We start from the raw sequence: 17,571 nt of genomic DNA on the forward strand, positions 1-17,571 counted from the left end.
CCGATGCTTCAGAGCGACTACACGACGTCGCAGCTCGACGTCCTGGAAGCCGAGGCGATCCACATCATGCGTGAGGTCGCGGCCGAGTTCGAGCGCCCCTGTCTTCTGTTCTCCGGTGGCAAGGACTCGATCGTCATGTTGCGGATCGCCGAGAAGGCCTTCTGGCCCGCTCCGATCCCCTTTCCCCTCATGCATGTCGACACCGGCCACAACTTCGCCGAGGTCATCGAGTTCCGCGACCGGCGGGCCGCCGAGCTGAGCGCCCGCCTCGTCGTCGCCTCCGTCCAGGACTCGATCGACGCGGGGCGCGTCGCCGAGGAGACCGGCCGGCGTGCCAGCCGCAACCGCCTCCAGACCACGACGCTGCTCGACGCCATCGAGGAGCACGAGTTCGACGCCGTGTTCGGCGGCGCACGCCGCGACGAGGAGAAGGCCCGCGCCAAGGAGCGGGTCTTCTCGTTCCGCGACGACTTCGGCCAGTGGGACCCGAAGAACCAGCGGCCCGAGCTGTGGAACGTCTACAACGCGCGCATCCGCAAGGGCGAGCACATCCGGGTCTTCCCGCTGTCCAACTGGACCGAGCTCGACATCTGGGACTACATCCGGCGCGAGGGCATCGAGATCCCGTCCATCTACTTCGCGCACACCCGCAAGGTGTTCGAGCGCGACGGCATGCTGCTCGCCGACGCCGACGTGGTCAACCGCGACGAGGACGAGCCGGTCTTCGAGACGGTGGTGCGCTACCGCACCGTGGGCGACATGACCTGCACCGGCGCCGTGCAGTCCAACGCCGCAACGGTGGAGGAGATCATCGCCGAGATCGCCGTCACCCGCATCACCGAGCGCGGCGCCACCCGGGCCGACGACCGCTCCTCGGAGGCCGCCATGGAAGACCGCAAGAAGGAGGGGTACTTCTGATGCCCCTCGCCGTCATGCCCTGGGGTCCGCATCCTCGCCGCGCCGGTCGTACAACTCATGGAGAGCAGTTCTGATGGACATCCTGCGTTTCGCCACGGCGGGCTCGGTCGACGACGGCAAGTCGACCCTCATCGGACGCCTGCTCTTCGACTCCAAGGCGATCTTCGAGGACCAGCTTGAGGCCGTCGAGCGTACGAGCCGTGACCGCGGCACGGAGTACACCGACCTGTCGCTGCTGACCGACGGCCTCCGGGCCGAGCGCGAGCAGGGCATCACCATCGACGTGGCCTACCGCTACTTCGCCACGCCCAAGCGCAAGTTCATCATCGCCGACACCCCCGGCCACATCCAGTACACCCGGAACATGGTCACCGGCGCGTCCACGGCCGATCTGGCGATCGTGCTCATCGACGCGCGCAAGGGCGTGGTGGAGCAGTCGCGCCGCCACGCGTTCCTCACCACGCTGCTGCGGGTGCCCCACCTGGTGCTCGCGGTCAACAAGATGGACCTGGTCGACTACTCCAAGGACCGGTTCGAGGAGATCCGCGAGGAGTTCACGGCCTTCGCGGCGAAGCTGAACGTCGCCGACCTGACGTTCATCCCCATCTCGGCGCTGCACGGCGACAACGTCGTGTCCCGGTCGGAGAACATGCCGTGGTACCAGGGCACCTCGCTGCTGCACCACCTGGAGAACCTCCACATCGCCTCCGACCGCAACCTCGTCGACGTGCGCTTTCCCGTGCAGTACGTCATCCGTCCCCAGCGGGCCACCGATCCGGCCTTCCACGACTACCGGGGGTACGCCGGGCAGGTGGCGGGCGGGGTGCTCAAGCCCGGCGACGAGGTGATGCACCTGCCGTCCGGGCTGACCACTCGCGTGGCCGCGATCGACACCTTCAACGGGCCGGTCGAGGAGGCGTTCGCGCCGATGTCGGTCACGCTCCGCCTGGAGGACGACATCGACATCTCGCGCGGTGACATGATCTGCCGTCCCAACAACAGGCCGCAGGTCGCCCAGGACCTCCAGGCGATGGTCTGCTGGATGACCGACGGCCTGAAGCTCGGCCCCCGCTCGAAGCTGGTCATCAAGCACACCACCCGCACGGCTCGCGCGCTCGTACGCGACCTGCACTACCGGCTCGACGTGAACACCCTGCACCGCGACGAGTCGGCGGTGTCCCTCGGCCTGAACGAGATCGGCCGGGTCTCGCTGCGGGTCACCCAACCGCTGTTCGTCGACGACTACTCAAGGAACCGCCTCACCGGCGGTTTCATTCTGATCGACGAGTCCACCAACGGCACCGTCGGCGCCGGCATGATCGTCGACGCCCGCTGACATGCTCCTCGCCTTCGGCCACGGATGACCTGACCTGGTGGTCAGATTTCAGCCGCCGCTACGGGGTCAGGATTCAGCGTCGTTGAGACCTGTCGACGACGCGTTGAATGTTGACCCCCTGGCGACGTGACGACTTTGGTTGGCCGGGCCGCCTTCCCGTCCCGGTCGAGGTCGACGACGCGTGAATGTTGGCTCTGGCACTGATTTCGTGAGGTTGACTCTCGTCAGTCGGCGAGGAGGATGCGTTTGCGCAGGAGGTCGGGGTTGGCTCGGCCGTACATCTGACGTTTGAGCATCTTGATGCGGTTGACGTGGCCTTCGACCTTTCCTGAGCTGTGGGGCAGGGTCAGGCCGGCTTTGGCAGCGTAGAAGTCGCGGCGTAAGCCGGTGACGAAGGAGTGCAGTTCCGGTAGGTCATCGGCCTGAACCCGGTTCATCCACTGCTCAAGGTGGCCGCCACGAAGGTTCATCATCATGTCAGCGAAGGCCCGGACGTGGTCGCGGACGGCGGCGAGGGCTGGGCAGGTCGCGGTCAGCGTCCGCAGGTACTGTTGCTCGTCGGTGTCGAGGTCATCGGGATTGCGAAGGAACCAGCCGGTGGCTTGGCGGACGGTGGGCGGCGGAGAGGGTGGCAGGTTCACCGTGGCCTGAGCCCTCCACGGCTGCAGATACTGGCGCACCGTGGTGCCCTTGCCGCGATAGCCCATGGCTTTGATCTCGTGGTAGAGCTGTTCGGCGTTGGTGCAGCCCTGCTCCCAGCGGTGTCGCAGGTGGTCGGCGAACTCCTCCACCGCCCGAGGACGCTTGCCGGTGCCGTCGTTCACCAGCAACTCCTCCGGGCTGCTCGCGCGGGCGAAACGCCGGACGGTATTGCGGGCCAGCCCTAGGTCGCGGGCGATCGTTCGCAGGTCATGGCCTTGGGCGATCAGCTGGTGGACCAGGGTGTGCCGGTGCCGGGTCCGTTCAGCCAGACGGCCGGCCCGCGGCTCGGTGCGATCGGCCTTGGCCGGCAGTTGCACGGCGGTCAATGCGGGTGAGGAAATACCAGCGGGCCGGACTGCGGGGGTGAGGTCCCGTAGGTGGGTGCGGTGCCTGGTGATGGTGCGCTCGACGGCGTCGCCGAGGTTGCGCCACATGTGCCAGCGGTCGGCGACCTGGATTGCTTGCGGTGCACCGCGGGTGGCGCCGTCGGCGTAGCAGCCGGCGCGGTCCCGGCAGACGACCTGGACACCGGGCCGTTGGCCGAGCCAGGTGGCCAGCGCGTCCGATGATCGTTCCGGGAGCATGTCGATCGGTCGGCTGGTGGTGATGTCGATCAGGATCGTGCCGTAGGTGTGGCCGCGACGCAGGGCGAAGTCATCCACTCCGAGCACCTCCGGGCCGTCTGCCGGTTGGGGGTCGGGCAGGGATCGGATCAGTCTGATCAGCGTCATGCGGTTCACCGCTGCGGCCAGGTGGTGGGTGAGCCGGGCACCGGCCCTGCCGCCCAGCGCCAAGCCGATTGTTTGCAGCAGGCTACGCAGCGGGACGCTATAACGTCCGTAGCGGATGGTCAGCCCGGATATCTGCTCGGCGAAGGTTCGCTTGCCGCAGTCGTCGTTGCCGCACCGAAACCGTTGCACCCGCAGGTGCAGCACCGTCTCCTGGCCGCTGACCGCGGTGTCGCACACTCGCCGCTCATAGCTGCTGTGCACGCGCTGGGAAACCATCCCGCACTGCGGGCAAGCGGCCTGAGACGTCCGGGTCCTGGCCCGGATCCGTACCGATCTCCCCGACCGGCCCACCTGGTCGATCTGCAGGCAGGCCAGATGAGGGAATAGGACCTTCAGCAACCCCGAGATCATCACCCAGCATGATCAGCAAGACAGGGCGCCGGCCGTCGGAAGATCACGAAATTAGTGCCAGAGCCTGAATGTTGACCCCCTGGCGACGTGACGACTTTGGTTGGCGGGGCTGCCTTCCCGTCCCGGTCGAGGTGGTGCTGTATGTTCGGCGCCGTGACGGCGGGACGAGGTATGGCGAGGTCGGCGCCGCCGTACGGCGTCCGGCCGGGATCTCGTGTCGTCAAATATCGCGGCCAAGGACGACGGAGGCCTCATCGCGCGATCCGTCGAGGGCCGAGGGTACGGCCCGGATCTCACACCACACGGTCCGGCCGGGGCCGTCGCAGTTCGGATGGAAGCCCCAGTGTCCGGCTGAGAGCATGTCGACGATGGCCAATCCCCGGCCGCCCTCCGGGAGGACGATGGCCAGCTCTCGGCCGTCCTGCGCCACCAGGAATGCGGGATCCGGCAGCACGTGCGGGCCTTCCACGGCCGATCCCGTGTCGGTGACCTCGATGCGCAGGCGGTCGTCACGTGCTGACAACCTAAGGATCAGCGACTCCTCGGCGGCACCTCCACCGGCCCCGACGGCTGGGACGGTCGCCGTGGCGGCGGTTGCGGTGGCTCCAACGGTCTCGAGGGAGGCTCCGGTGACGCCGTGCCGGACCGCGTTGGTGACCAGCTCGGAGACGGCGAGCCGTACGGGTTCGTAGGCCGGGTGGTCTTCGCCGAGCCAGTCGCGGACCTCGATGCGGGCCCGTACCGCGGATTCGGGGCTGCTGGGCAGACAGAGCTCTCTGAGCGTATCCGGCGCCATTGATATGCCTTCCCAGTCGGTTCCCGCTGAATCGCTGTTTCACTCGGCTCGTCGGCCGAGGCGCCGCCGTGACATCGGCGTGGCTCTCAATACGGTCGCAAAGAACCCGGGACAGGAATGGCGATTGGCGTTCGCTGTGCGTTCACAATCGTGTGAACCCTCTCGCGCGACTTCGCGAACGCCCAGGATAATCGGCCGAACAAGAAGTCAGGCGGCGAGAGAGGAGCCGGGAGATGACCGTCCCCCTGGAGCCGGATCCATCCATTTCCCCGCGTATTCAGTTCGGTACGGAACTACGCAAATTCCGACTTTCTGCGGGATTCAGTCAGCGGAAACTCTGTGCCGCAATCCACATGTCGATCAGCCAGCTCAGCATGATCGAGAATGGCCACCGGGCGCCGACCATGGACCTGGCACGCCGGGTGGACGAAGCCCTGGGGCTCGGGACGACGCTCACCGGCCTGCTCGACCGTCTCAACCGCGCCGCGGCCCAGCTTCCCCGCTGGTTCCGCCCCTGGCTCGACTTCGAACGCGAAGCCGAAGCGTTGCGCATGTGGGAGCCCTTGATGGTTCCCGGACTCCTCCAGACCGAGGATTACGCGCGGGCCATCCTGAGTCGTAAACCGGGTATCACCGTCGAGCAGGCGGAGCAGCACGTAGCGGCCAGAATGGACCGCCAGAGCATTCTGAAACGGCCGATGCCGCCGATGCTCTGGATCATCCTGGATGAAGGCATACTCCACCGTCCGATCGCTGGACCCGAGGTGATGCAGGGCCAATTCAAGCGCCTTCTTGAGATCGGGGAAAATCCCCGTATATCCCTTCAGATGCTTCCCTACCGGTCATGCAGCGTGGTTGGGTTGATGGGTGGGTTCGTTGTCGCGGACATGCCCAAAGGTGCACCACCGGCCGCCTACATCGAATCCCAGACTACGGAAGACCGAGTGAGCGATCGATCGGAAGAGGTCAAAGGCCTGGTGCTCAGGTACGACATGATTCGGGTGGACTCCCTACCACGATATGAATCATTGAACATGATCAAGGAGACGATGCAGAGATGGACGGCGTGACCCAGGAACTCGCCAACGCCCAGTGGCGCAAGTCCACGCTCTCCGGCGACGACGGAAGCAACTGCGTCGAGGTCGCTCACCTGTCCGGCAGGCGCCGGGCCGTACGCGACAGCAAGGACCGCGACCGCCCCGCCCTGGTCTTTCCCCTCACCGAGTGGACCACCTTCCTCGACCACGTGAAGACCGATCACCCCGCTTGACCCCGACATCCCGTGGATGTCCACCAGAGCCCTCCAGCCACGCCACCTGGAGGGCTCCTCATTTCGCACGGATCACCAGGCTAGATGCCGACGCCGGTCGGCGAACCGGAGAGGTGATGGACACGTACGGCGTTGCGGACGGTGTTCTCGCCTTGGTCGTCGTCGTATTCCGCCACCTTGACGTAGCCCCGCCTGTCGTAGACGCGGGCCAGTTCAGAGCTTCCCGCCCAGTGGTCCAGGGCCAGCGCCGGAGCCTTCAGCGTCCTGGCACGGTGCTCGGCTTCGTCCAGGAGCGTCGAACCGACGTCCCGGCCGTCGGGACCACGGTCGGACATGACGGTATGGACGAACATCGATCCCTCCGGAACCAGGCCGGTGGGGATGCGTGGCGGGACCAACGGCGCCAGGGCGAGAAGCCCTACACACTTGCCGTTCCGCTCGGCGAGTGTGATGACGCCCTGGGACGCCCAGTCGGTGACCCGCTCGGGGAAGCCCGGAATCTGGGAGAACGGGACTGTTCCCCACTGTTCTGGTCGGCCACACGCGACGAGCCATTCGAGAACCGAGTCCATGAGTGCGAGCAGGGCCGGAGTGTCGGCGGCTGTCGCTGGGCGCAGGGTGATGTGGCGGTGTGGCACGATCGCCTCCGTAGGTCTAAACTTCACGAGTCGAAATAATCTAATTTTCTAAGGGTTAGATTGTCAAAGGAAATGAAGATCCGCGCCCTGACCGGGGCCGTGCAGGATCTCCAGGACGCCACCGATCTCATCGACGAGCTGGCGGCCCGGCGCCTGGGCATCAACCGCACCGACATGCGGTGTCTGAGCCGGTTGAGCGCACGAGGCGCGCTGACCGCAAGCGAGTTGGCGGCGGCCGCCGGGCTGACCGGGGGTGCCACGACGACCGTCATCGACCGGTTGGAGCGGGCCGGCCTGGCCCAACGGGTCCGCGACGGCGGCGACCGGCGCCGCGTCCTCGTCCACCTGACCGAACGCGCCGAGCAGCTCAGCACGGAAATCTGGGGACCTATCGTCGACGATGCCCAGGCCGAACTACGCCAGTTCAGCTTGCCTGAGTTGGAACTGATCGAAAGGTTCCTGTCGTGCGCCCTGGACAACCAGAAGCGTCACGCGAGCCGGCTGCGGAGCGGGCCAGCGTGACGGGCCGGATTCGTGGACATCGACCATGCTTGTCGGTCAACCGGATCCCACAGCATGATCTTGCCACGCGGAACTGTCGGTGCCTGGTGCCAGACTCGTTCGTCATGAGCAGCGATGTGCGGCTGAGGAACGTCGAGCAAGCCGATCTGGAGGTGTTCCTCGAGCAGGAGCACGACCCCGAGGCGGTCCGGCGGTCCAAGTTCACTCCCCGTGATCGAGAAGCCTTCATGACCCACTGGCAGACGAAGATCCTTGGAAATCCCACCGGCCTGGTGCAGACGGTCGTCGTGGACGGCGAGCCGGCGGGCCACCTCCTGTCCTGGTGGAAGGAGGAAAGGCGCTTCATCGGATACTGGTTCGGTCGCCGGTTCTGGGGCCGAGGCATCGGCACCGAGGCGCTGACGCTCTTCCTGCGGCAGGAGAAGACTCGCCCGCTCTACGCCGATCCCTACATCGGGAACACCGGCTCCGTGCGACTGCTGGAGAAATGCGGCTTCCAGCGCACCGGGGAGATCGAGCACGACGAACACGACTACGTCCTGCTCAGGCTGTCCGGTGACTCTGCAACGGCCTCTGACTAGCTTCTTCCCCTTTTGTGGCCATTCAGGAGATCGCCGTGATACGACCTGGATTCGGAGCTGATCGCCGAGTCCAGAGGGCGACCGCGAGGTCCTGCTGCTGATCGCCTGGGGCGACCTTTCGTACGAGGAGGAGCATGTGTGCCCACTCGCCTGTCCACAGGCTGTGGACAGCTCAGGCCGGAGGTTCGAAGAGTTCGTGGAACTCCCGCGCTCCGAGGTCTTGGAAGGTCTTGCGCGCCTCCGCATCGGCGGCCTCCGCCCGCTCGTGTTCCCCGCGGCGCCGGTACAGTAGCGCCAGATCATGAAGCGTGCGTGCCCGCCACAGCGGCGTCTGCATGGTGTCCCACAGAGCCAGAGACTCCAGCAGGCAGCTTTCGGCCTCGCAGAGACGACCGCAGACCAGGTGCGCCTGACCGAGCACACGCAACGTCAAGGCCTCTCCCCACCGGTCCCGTGCCGCGCGAACCACGCCCAGCGACCAGGACAGCCGCTCCAACGCTTCGGCGTGCCGGCCCAGGCGCAGTTCCGTCTTGGCCAGCGCCCGGACCGCGTACGAGTGCATCACAACGTCACCGAGCTTGCGGAAGGTGTCGGCGGCCCGCTCGAAACTCTGAAGGGCCGCGTCGTATTCGCCCCGCGCACGGTAGTAGAGACCAAGGCTCCGCATCGCATAGGCCACGCCGCGATGGCTGCCGACGCTGTGGTACGCCTCAAGTGACTCTTGCAGGTCAGCGTAGGCGCCGGGGTAGTCGCCCTGTTCCAGGCGCACCGAGCCGGACAGCCGCCGGGCGTAGCCGACGCCGCCACGGTCGCCCAGCGCATCGAGCAGGGCCGCGGCCTGATCGAGAAAGTGCACGGCCTCGGTCAGGTGTCCAGGTTCACGGCAGGCGATCCCCAGACCGGCCAGCGCCGTGGCCTGGCCGTGGGCATCGCCCAGATCCCGGAACAGGCTCAGCGCCTCACCGAAGTGCTGCCGTGACTCCGCGAACAGGTCCTGGTCGTAGCGGAGCTGGGCCAGCTCGGCCAGCATCGTCGCGGTGCCATACCGATGGCCGGCGAGACGGGAGGCCGCCAGCGCGGCGCTGATGATACGGGCGCGGAACTCGAACCGGTTGGCGCCTTCGAACTCGACCAGCTTGCGCGCGGAGGTGAACCGGTAGGCCAGCTCGTGCAGTCCCAGCGTGGCGGCTCGTTCCACCCCGACGACCAGAGCGGCGGCCTCGATGTCCAGCCAGCGCTGAGGTTCGGCGAGGACCCGTGCCACGACCGGCTCCGGAAGGGTCACCGCGGGGACCGGCGTCTGACGCCAACGGATCACGGCCGGTGGGGATTTGGCGGCGATGCTTTCCACCAGGGCCAGCCAGTGTGTGAGTACCCGCGAAACCGCGGCGCAGAGCTCCTCGGCGGACTCCTCCAGCTCGGCCCGTTCGCGGCCGAACAGGGCCACCAGATCGTGGCGCCGGTAGCGAAGCCGGCCCAGCGCGTCCACGCCGGCGAAATCCACCAGTTGCTCGTCGACCAGCCGCTCCAGCGCGTCTTCGGCCTCGGGCAGGCTGACGTCCATCAGCCAGCTGACCGACCACGCCGAGAAGTCGGGCACGCCCAGGTAGGCCACGCGCCGCAGCGCCATTCGCGCAGGCGGGTCCAACGCCTGATAGCTCAGGCTGATGGTGGACCGGACGGCGAGGTCTCCGATGCTGAGCTCGTCAAGGCGGCGGCGCTCGTCGGAGAGCCGGTCGGCCAGCACGGCCAGTGGAAGCCGGCGGCGTGCGGCCAGGCGCCCGCCGGCCACCCTGATCGCCAGGGGGAGGTTGCCGCAGGCGGCGGTGATCCGGGCGGCCGCCTCGGGATCGGCGGCGATCCGCTCCTGCCCGACGATGTGTTCGAGCAGCTGGTGAGCCTCCTGGTCGGGCAGCATGGTCAGCTCCACCAGGGCCGCCCCGGGCAGGGAGGCAAGCCGGTTACGGGACGTCACCAGCACCGCGCTGTCCGGGGCGCCGGGCAGCAGCGGGCGGACCTGCCGCTCGTCGGCGGCGTCGTCGAGCACCACCAGCATCCGCCGGTTGGCCACCAGGCTGCGGTAAAGCTCCGCCCGTTCCTCGTCCGAGCCGGGCAGGTGCTCGGTTTCGACATGCAGCGCCTTGAGGAAACGCGCCAGCACGTCGCCCACGGGAGCAGGGGATGGGCTCATGCCTCTCAGCTCGGCGAAGAGCTGCCCGTCCGGGAACCGCGGTGCCGTACGATGCGCGGCGCTGAGCGCCAGAGCCGTCTTGCCGCTGCCGCCCTGCCCGGAGACCACCTGAATGCCGCCGCCGCCCAGTGCCGTGGCGAGCGCGTCCAGCTCGGCGCGACGGCCGGTGAAGTCCGCGGGGGCCGACGGCAACTGGGCCGGGGTCACCGGCTGATGGGGTTGTTCGCGCGGCGCCGCGGCGGCGGCCTTCAGCAGTTTCGGGTCATTGCGCAGGATCGCGGTGTGGATCGACGCCAGGTCCGCGCCGGGCTCGACCCCGATCTGGTCGATGAGCAACTGCCGGCCCTGGCGGAAGCATTCCAGGGCATCCGCCTGCCGGTTGAGGCGGTAAAGGGTGATCATCAGCTGGCCCCGAAGCCGTTCGTTGGCAGGGTGCAGGTCGACCAACCGGCTCAGCTCGTCGGCGTGGTCGAGCCCGCCGGACGCGAGGCAGGCGGCCATGCGGTCCTCGGCGGCCGAGACCCTCAGCTGTTGAAGGTGCCGTGCCTCGACGGCATGGGTGTCCAGCCCGTCGAGAGCCGGTCCGTGCCACAGCGCCTCGGCCTGCCGCCACAACGTGCTTGCCCGTTCGAAGTCACCGCGCTCGGCCCGCGACTTGGCTTCGGCGCTCAGCCGCTGGAACAGCGTGGCGTCAAGTGTGCCGGCGTCGGCTGCGATGACGTAACCCCGGTGGCGGGACTCGATCACCTCGGGGTATCCGTGTTCGGCGAATGCTTTGCGCAGCATGGACACGTAGGTCTGGATCAGGCCTCGTGCCGCCTCGGGCGGGTCGTCGCCCCACACGGCGTCTACCAGCCGGCTCGCGGTGACCACCTTGCCGATCGACAGCAGCAGTGTCACCAGCAACGTCCGGGGTTTACGCCCGCCGAGGGCCACTGGTCCGGTGGAGGTGACGACCTCCACCGGCCCGAGTAATCGGAATTGCAACACCGGTGGCCTCCGTCAGGAACCGCTGTCGATGCCGCGACGCACTGCCTGTCAGCGTGCCACAGCTCGCCTCATTGGTGAATGAACGGACCGTAACGAGCGGCTGCGGCACCCGTGCTGTAGGCCCAGTAGCGGTCACCGTAGGACCAGTGCCACCACTCGGTCGGATAGTTGACCAGGCCGGCGCCGTTCAAGGCCTGTCCCATGAGGTCGCGGCGTAGGCGGGCGTCGGCGCCGATGTCGTGCGCGGCGGTGAAGCAGGCCGGCGTGTCGGTGTCGTTGACCTTCGAGCCCATCCACAGCTCGACGCCGTCCACAGTGCTCAGCGTGAGGTCGACAGCCGCCCCCGCCACGTGCGGGGCGACCTCCGGCGGTGAGACGAATCGGCTGGCCAGGCGGCGCAACTCGGCCTCCTCGGCGTCCGGTGACTGCAGGCGCATCCGTTCCACACACTGCTCGAAGATGTGCGTCTGCAGAGCCATCGGCCGGTAGCCCTCGATGACGAGGAACTTGTACTCGGACGGCAGCAACGTCTGTGCCAGCACCAGACGATCCACGACGCCGGCGCGCAGGTGCGCGTAGTCGCCCTGCGGCGCGGCGTACCGGCCGTCGACCCGCAACGCTGAGATCTCACGCAGGTCGACAAGCGGCTCGCCACACTCGATCGATGGCGTCGCGACGATGCGCGAATCCGACAGCAGCACCATTTCTCCCATGGCGTCCAATTTGCATGGACCCGCTTGAAAAATCCTTCAGCTCTTCTGTACGCCACGGCGGCCCATCTGTACGCCGCGGCGGCCCGCGCCGACCACAGCGATGGAGTACGACGGCGGAGCGGGGGCGAACTTGGCCCACCGGCCCTGTGCGGCACCGGAGGACCCCCGAACTCCCGACTTCGACTCCATACGCGGGGTGCCGGGCGTCCGTCGGGTGGCATGGCAGGTAGATCCTTTACTGTTTCGGCACGCGATGATTACTGAGCGCGATATCGTCACCACGTTTCGTGTTGGCTTGTTTGTCGGGGGTCCGTGCCAGTGGCTGTTCGGGTGGTCTTCGTAGGTGGACTGGGGCGCAGCGGGACGACCCTGCTGGAGCGGCTGCTCGGAGAGGTCCCCGGCATCGCGCCCCTCGGTGAGGTCGTTCACCTGTGGGAGCGCGGGGTCAACGCCCACGAGCCGTGCGGTTGCGGAGAGCGGTTCACCACCTGCCCTTTCTGGCGCAGGGTGGGCATCCGGGCGTTCGGCGGATGGTCGCCCGGCCTGGCCGACCGCGTGCTGACCCTGCGGCACAGGATCGACCGCACCCGCCACATCCCCGCCCTGGCCCGCCGGCAGTGCCGCGTCGGCCTCAGCGGGTACACCCGCGCCTACTCCCGGGTCTACGAGGCGGCGGCGCAGGTCGCCGGGTGCCCCGTGGTGGTCGACTCCAGCAAGCACGCCTCCCTGGCGTTCTGCCTCAGCACCTCGCCGGTGGTCGATCTGAGCGTCGTCCACCTGGTGCGTGACCCCCGCGCGGTCGCCTACTCCTGGCGCCGCCGGGTCAGACGTCCCGAGGACGGCACAGCCATGACCCGATGGCGGCCCATCCGGACCTCCCTCCACTGGATGGTGCAGAACCTCGCCTTCGAGTTGCTCGCCCGCCGGGGCGCATCCGTCATCCGCATCCGGTACGAAGACCTGCTGGCCGACCCCCGCACGGTCCTGTCCACCCTGCTGGCCCGCCTCGGGTACCGCGACGTCGCAGGGGGCGCCAGCGCTGGGGGCGGCGGCGAAGGAGGCGGCGGCGCTGGGGGTGGCGGGCTGACGTTCCTGCGTCCCGGCCAGGCCGAGCTTTCGGTGGCGCACACCTGCGCGGGCAATCCGATGCGGTTCAGGGCCGGGCCGGTGGAGCTCTCCAGGGACGACTCCTGGCGCGACCGCCTGTCCTACCGCCACAAATGGCTGGTCACGGCACTGACCTGGCCCTTGATGATCCAGTACGGCTACCGCGTCCGCGACCGCCGAACACCCGAAGCCGCCCCCACCCCCTGGCTCACCACCGGAGTCCCCGCCTCGGAGTGCCGATGAACCTCGCCGCCGGATCGACGGACGTCCGGACGGGGCCGGTGTCCAGCGCCGGGGAAGGTCCGCGCGTCGGGGTGCCGACGCATCCCACCGTGGGCGTGGTCGTTCCTACCCGGGGAGACCGCCCCGACCTGCTTCGGGACGCGCTGCTCGCGGTGCTGGGCCAGCGACATCCCGGGGGAGTCGATGTCGTCGTGGTCGTCGACGGCGGCCACGTGGACACGGTCCTGGCGCAGGTGGCCGAGGCCGTCGCGGCGGCACCGGGACGGGTCCGCGTGCTCGCCAACCGCTTCAGTCCCGGCCTGCCGGGAGCCCGCAACACCGGCATCGCGGCGCTCGACACCGACCTGGTGGCCTTCTGCGACGACGACGACCTGTGGCTGCCCGGCAAGCTCAGCGCCCAGATCGCCGCGCTGGCCGCGGACCCGGCGGCCGAGTTCGCCGGTTGCGCCATCGAGGTCGAGTACGGCGCGCAGCGGGTCACCCGTCTCGCCGGGACCAGCCAGGTGACCAGTCACCATCTCACCCGCTCCCGCATGGTGATGGTCCACTCCTCCACGTTCCTGTTCAGGCGCGGATCCATCTGGCCGGACGAGAGTGCCCCCGCCGGGCAGAACGAAGACTGGGACCTGGCGCTTCGTGCCGCGTTGCGCCATCCCCTCGCCTACGTCGACCGGCCGCTGGTGCGGGTCCGCTGGGGCGCGTCCGCCTACGTGGCCCGCTGGGCCGACCGCATCGCGGGCCTCGAATGGATGCTCGCCCGCCATCCCTACCTGGCCGCCGATCCGCGTGGCGCCGCCCGGATCTACGGCCAACTCGCCTTCCACAACGCCGCGCTGGGACGTCGCCGCGAGGCGGGCCGCTGGGCCCTTCGGGCGTTCGCCGCCCGCTGGGGCGAGCCACGTGTCCCCATCGCCTTGGCGGTCGCACTCGGCGTCGTCCCGGCACACGTGGTGGTCAGCGCCCTGCACACCCGAGGGCGCGGCATCTGATGACATCTCGTACCGCGCAGAGCCGCGAGGACGCCGCACCCGCGACCACCGAGAGCCCCTTGGCCTCGGGCGTCGCTGCGGCTTGGAGTCGCACCCGGGTCACGGTCGCGGGGGTTGCGGTCGATGCCCTTACGGAGGGGCAGGTGGTGGGTCGCGTCGTCGCCGCTCTCGAACGGGGGGAAGGCGGGCACGTCGTCACCCCCAACGTCGACATCTGCCGCGCCTGCTCCCGCGATCCGGAAGTGCGCGCGCTCGTGGAGGGGGCCGACATCGCCGTTCCCGACGGCATGCCGCTGGTGTGGGCATCCGCGTTGCTCGGCACGCCCGTCCCCGAGCGCATCACCGGCGCCGACCTGATCTGGTCGCTGTCGGAGGCGGCGGCGGCGAAGGGCCTGTCGATCTACCTTCTCGGTGGGCCGCCGGGCGTGGCGGTCCGGGCCGCCGAGGTGCTGTCCGATCGCTATCCCGGCCTGCGTGTCGCCGGGGTGGCGGCCCCACCATACGGCTTCGACACCACGGCCGAGGGGCTCGCGGCCGTACGGGAATCGCTGCGGGCGGCGGCTCCCCGGTTGGTCTTCGTGGGGCTGGGGTTCCCCAAGCAGGATCGCCTGATCGCCGCTCTCCGCGCCGACCTGCCCGGTGCCTGGTTCGTCGGCTGCGGCTCGGCGATCGCCTTCACCGCCGGGTCGGTGCGCCGGGCGCCCGAGTGGATGCGACGCTCCGGCCTCGAATGGCTGTTCCGCCTGGCCGGCGAGCCCGGCAGGCTCGCGCGCCGCTACCTCGTCGACGACCTGCCCTTCGCCCTGCGCCTGCTCACCACCTGCTACCTGAAGCGCCTGATCAAGAGAGACCGCTAGAAACGATCAGCGCCGACTCTTGCCCTGAGTGATCGCCATTACTGGAAACGATCACTGTGACAGTTCGCGTATCCGGGTGATCTCCTCTGGGGTGAGCCGGTCGTGGTGGCGGGTGAGGGCCTGGCGTGAGTCCATGGGTCGGTAGGCCGTGCGTGACAGGCCGGTCCAGGTGAAGCCGCCGTCGGTCGTACCGGCTGTCGTGGTGCAGGCTCGCGCGATGCGGCGCGCGGCTCGCGGGGACCAGGTCAGCCCGCACCAGGCGTACAGGTCCTGGTACCCGCTGATCGGATCGGTGGCGAGGTCCTCGTACGTGACCAGGCGGATTGCCGGATGGCGGCCGGCCAGGCACTCGGCGACGGTGCGGCCGACGCGCCACAGGGCGGCGGCCTTGGCCACGCGGTCCTGGGAGCCGACGAGCGGGCGCAGGCTCTCGACGCAGGGGTGATCGCGGAGTAGCAGCGGCTGTTCGAGCAGTTCGTGGAAGTAGACGGTCCAGCCGAGCCGCTGCCAGCTCGCCACGAACGACACCGGGTCGCGGATCAGCACGACCACGCGGCAACCCAGACGTTCGGCGAACCAGCCCGCCGAGAACAGCGCGAACGGATCGTCCAGCAGTGTCCTGCGATCATGCAGCCTGCCCAGAGCGAAGGCGCAGCCGTTTCTCACGAGGCGGGCCAGATCGCCGGGCGAGCGGTTGCGGCGCAGCTCGGCGGCGTACCGGTAGCGGAGGGCCACGGTGTCGGTGAAGGCCCGCAGCCACGGATCCTCGTCGTCGCGGCAGATGTACTGGAACCGGTGGCCGACGGTGGCGTTCAGCACCCCGGGGGACCGGCCGGGCGGGCGCTGAGGGTTGAGCGGCTCGTTCACGTACACCACCTCGCCACCGGCGGCGAGCATCTTGCCGGCCCAGCTCGTGCCGCTCCTCGGAAGCCCGGTGACCAGGATGGGCGCGCCCTTCATACGGCCTCCCCGGCACACGGCGGGCCAGTGACGGCCGCGCCGCTCATGTCGCCTCTCCGGCGCGCCACGGGCGTGGGGATGGTTGTGCCGTCTATGTGGCCTCTCCGGCGTGCCACGGGCGCGGGGATGGCTGTGGCGCTCATGTCGCATCTCTGGCGTGCCACGGGCGCAGGGACGGGAGGCTGTGGGCGCCGAAGGGCCGTAGGTCGTACAGGCGGGCGATCTGGAGCAGGGGGAGCAGGTTCTTGGCCAGGACCCCACCCGACCAGCCCAGCGCGGCGCCGAGCGCGCCGTGGGAGGGGACCAAGGCGACATCGAGGGCGACGGTCACCGCGATCGCGCCGAGGATGTTCATCATGCTGGAGGTGGTGTGCCCGGCGGCGATGAGCACGACGTCGACCATGCCGCATGCGGTCGCCGCCATCATGGTGACGGCGAGTACGGCCGCGACCGTCGCCCCATCGGAGTAGCGCTCGCCGAAAACCCCGAGCAGCCACGGCGCGAGCGCGGCGTACCCGAGCCACACCGGCCAGGTCAGGACGACCAGCCACATCGTGGCCGCCTGGTAGATCCGGCGGGCGAGGGGAAGGTCGCCTTCGGCCATGGCGCGGACCAGCCGGGGTTGCACGGCCTGGGCGAGCCCCTGGTTGATCAGCTGGCCGACCACCTTGAAGCGGGTGGCGGCGGTGTACAGGGCGGCTTCCTCCGGCCCGGCGAGCACGGCCACGATCACGATGTCGAGCCTCTGGAACACGGCCTGGACCGCGCCGCCCAGGGCGCGGGGCGCCGTGTGGCGCCAGAACTCCCGTGCCGTTCCCGGGATGTACGGCCCCGAGGGCACGCGCCGGCGTAACCAGATCGCGGCCAGCACCAGCACGGGCAGAGCGGGCACGGCCCAGGCGGCAGGGAGGACCCATCCGAGACTCGCGGCGACCCCGGTGGAGGCCACGGTCCCTACCAGCACGAGCTGTGCCCCGGGTTGGAGCACCCCGCCGAGCAGCGCGGTGGGGCGCATCACGCCGAAGCCCCGCGTGGCGGAGATCAGCACGTCGGCGCAGGCGATGACGGGAAGCGCGACGGCCAGCGTGTGGAGTGCCGGGCCGAGCGCGGCAGCGGCCGGGCCGGAGATCAGTGCCGTCGTGATCGTGTCCCCCCAGACGAACACGACGACCGCCGTGGCGGTGGACAACATGATCACCGGGGCCAGCGCGACCTGGAAATACCTGGATATGTCGTGGTATGTGCGCTCCCGGGACCGGGCGATGAAGTAGATCAGACCGTTGCCGCAGTCCAGGCGGAGAATCCCCGCGATCATCAGGCAGAGCGTCGTGGCCGTGAAGAAGGCGCCGGCCGTGCCGGCATCGAGCCCACGGGTCACGGCCACCACGATGAGGAACTGCGACCCCGCACTGACCCCCGCCCCGACGAGCCCGGCCATGCCCCCTCTGGCCAGCTCCGCCATGCCTCCCCTGACCGGTCGAGCCATGCCGCTCTCGTCCGGCGACGCCATGTCTGCGCCGGCCGGTGCCGGCGGTGGAGCCGTGCCGCTTTCGTCCGGCGACGCCACGGCTGCGCCGGCCGGTACTGGGGGTGGAGCCGTGCCGCTTTCGTCCCGC

The 17,571-nt window shown here is 68.9% G+C and carries 16 protein-coding genes; 9 read left to right on the top strand and 7 right to left on the bottom strand.

Features of this window, described 5'->3' with window-relative positions; all coding sequences use genetic code 11:
* Nucleotides 1–3: 3 nt before the first annotated feature.
* Both cysD and cysN read left to right on the top strand, forming a co-directional pair.
* Entirely contained in the window at nt 4–918 is a 915-nt protein-coding gene (gene cysD, locus ABD810_RS34005; protein WP_344950425.1) for a sulfate adenylyltransferase subunit CysD, read from the top strand.
* Nucleotides 919–991: 73 nt separating this feature from the next.
* Nucleotides 992–2,254 carry a sulfate adenylyltransferase subunit CysN gene (gene cysN, locus ABD810_RS34010; protein WP_344950427.1) on the top strand — a complete coding sequence of 421 codons (1,263 nt, stop codon included), beginning with the start codon at nt 992–994 and terminating at the stop codon, nt 2,252–2,254.
* Nucleotides 2,255–2,478: 224 nt separating this feature from the next.
* Here the strand turns inward: cysN and ABD810_RS34015 are convergent, their stop codons facing one another.
* Together ABD810_RS34015 and ABD810_RS34020 are read right to left on the bottom strand one after the other, a co-directional pair.
* Nucleotides 2,479–4,098 carry an ISL3 family transposase gene (locus ABD810_RS34015; protein ID WP_344950429.1) on the bottom strand — a complete coding sequence of 540 codons (1,620 nt, stop codon included), beginning with the start codon at nt 4,096–4,098 and terminating at the stop codon, nt 2,479–2,481.
* Nucleotides 4,099–4,318: 220 nt separating this feature from the next.
* The gene (locus tag ABD810_RS34020; protein ID WP_344950431.1) at nt 4,319–4,894 is read right to left on the bottom strand and encodes an ATP-binding protein; all 576 of its coding nucleotides are present in this window, start codon (nt 4,892–4,894) and stop codon (nt 4,319–4,321) included.
* Nucleotides 4,895–5,127: 233 nt separating this feature from the next.
* On the opposite strand from ABD810_RS34020, the gene ABD810_RS34025 reads away from it, so the two are divergent.
* Together ABD810_RS34025 and ABD810_RS34030 are read left to right on the top strand one after the other, a co-directional pair.
* Nucleotides 5,128–5,964 (top strand): helix-turn-helix domain-containing protein, encoded by an 837-nt coding sequence (locus ABD810_RS34025; protein ID WP_344950434.1) that lies wholly within the window; start codon nt 5,128–5,130, stop codon nt 5,962–5,964.
* On the top strand, nt 5,952–6,164 hold the full coding sequence (locus tag ABD810_RS34030) for a DUF397 domain-containing protein (RefSeq protein WP_344950437.1): 213 nt from the start codon (nt 5,952–5,954) through the stop codon (nt 6,162–6,164). Before ABD810_RS34025 ends, ABD810_RS34030 begins: the two co-directional genes overlap by 13 nt.
* Before the next feature lie 80 nt (nt 6,165–6,244).
* On the opposite strand, the gene ABD810_RS34035 is transcribed toward ABD810_RS34030, so the two are convergent.
* On the bottom strand, nt 6,245–6,802 hold the full coding sequence (locus tag ABD810_RS34035) for a GNAT family N-acetyltransferase (RefSeq protein WP_344950439.1): 558 nt from the start codon (nt 6,800–6,802) through the stop codon (nt 6,245–6,247).
* A gap of 72 nt (nt 6,803–6,874) precedes the next feature.
* Here ABD810_RS34035 and ABD810_RS34040 point away from each other — a divergent pair, with 72 nt between their 5' ends.
* Together ABD810_RS34040 and ABD810_RS34045 are read left to right on the top strand one after the other, a co-directional pair.
* Nucleotides 6,875–7,324 carry a MarR family transcriptional regulator gene (locus ABD810_RS34040; RefSeq protein ID WP_344950442.1) on the top strand — a complete coding sequence of 150 codons (450 nt, stop codon included), beginning with the start codon at nt 6,875–6,877 and terminating at the stop codon, nt 7,322–7,324.
* An 86-nt stretch (nt 7,325–7,410) separates the two neighbouring features.
* Nucleotides 7,411–7,905, top strand: a complete 495-nt coding sequence (locus tag ABD810_RS34045; RefSeq protein ID WP_344950445.1) for a GNAT family N-acetyltransferase — start codon at nt 7,411–7,413, stop codon at nt 7,903–7,905.
* A 172-nt stretch (nt 7,906–8,077) separates the two neighbouring features.
* Here ABD810_RS34045 and ABD810_RS34050 read toward each other — a convergent pair whose 3' ends face one another.
* Both ABD810_RS34050 and ABD810_RS34055 read right to left on the bottom strand, forming a co-directional pair.
* Complete coding sequence (locus tag ABD810_RS34050) at nt 8,078–11,086, bottom strand: AfsR/SARP family transcriptional regulator (RefSeq protein ID WP_344950448.1); 3,009 nt, start codon at nt 11,084–11,086, stop codon at nt 8,078–8,080.
* A gap of 68 nt (nt 11,087–11,154) precedes the next feature.
* The gene (locus ABD810_RS34055) at nt 11,155–11,799 is read right to left on the bottom strand and encodes a M15 family metallopeptidase (protein WP_344950450.1); all 645 of its coding nucleotides are present in this window, start codon (nt 11,797–11,799) and stop codon (nt 11,155–11,157) included.
* A gap of 318 nt (nt 11,800–12,117) precedes the next feature.
* On the opposite strand from ABD810_RS34055, the gene ABD810_RS34060 reads away from it, so the two are divergent.
* The 3 genes from ABD810_RS34060 to ABD810_RS34070 all read left to right on the top strand — a co-directional run bounded on the left by ABD810_RS34060 (nt 12,118) and on the right by ABD810_RS34070 (nt 14,995).
* Entirely contained in the window at nt 12,118–13,149 is a 1,032-nt protein-coding gene (locus tag ABD810_RS34060) for a sulfotransferase family protein (RefSeq protein WP_344950452.1), read from the top strand.
* A complete protein-coding gene (locus ABD810_RS34065) occupies nt 13,146–14,138 on the top strand; it encodes a glycosyltransferase (RefSeq protein ID WP_344950455.1) in 993 nt (330 codons plus the stop codon). The genes ABD810_RS34060 and ABD810_RS34065 overlap by 4 nt, the downstream gene beginning before the upstream one ends.
* A 143-nt stretch (nt 14,139–14,281) precedes the next feature.
* Entirely contained in the window at nt 14,282–14,995 is a 714-nt protein-coding gene (locus tag ABD810_RS34070; RefSeq protein ID WP_344950458.1) for a WecB/TagA/CpsF family glycosyltransferase, read from the top strand.
* A gap of 51 nt (nt 14,996–15,046) precedes the next feature.
* Here the strand turns inward: ABD810_RS34070 and ABD810_RS34075 are convergent, their stop codons facing one another.
* Nucleotides 15,047–15,955, bottom strand: a complete 909-nt coding sequence (locus ABD810_RS34075) for a sulfotransferase (RefSeq protein WP_344950461.1) — start codon at nt 15,953–15,955, stop codon at nt 15,047–15,049.
* A 139-nt stretch (nt 15,956–16,094) separates the two neighbouring features.
* Complete coding sequence (locus ABD810_RS34080; RefSeq protein WP_344950464.1) at nt 16,095–17,441, bottom strand: lipopolysaccharide biosynthesis protein; 1,347 nt, start codon at nt 17,439–17,441, stop codon at nt 16,095–16,097.
* Between the last annotated feature and the right edge of the window lie 130 nt (nt 17,442–17,571).

The sequence above is a fragment of the Sphaerisporangium flaviroseum genome (assembly GCF_039537005.1).
Classification (GTDB): domain Bacteria; phylum Actinomycetota; class Actinomycetes; order Streptosporangiales; family Streptosporangiaceae; genus Sphaerisporangium; species Sphaerisporangium flaviroseum.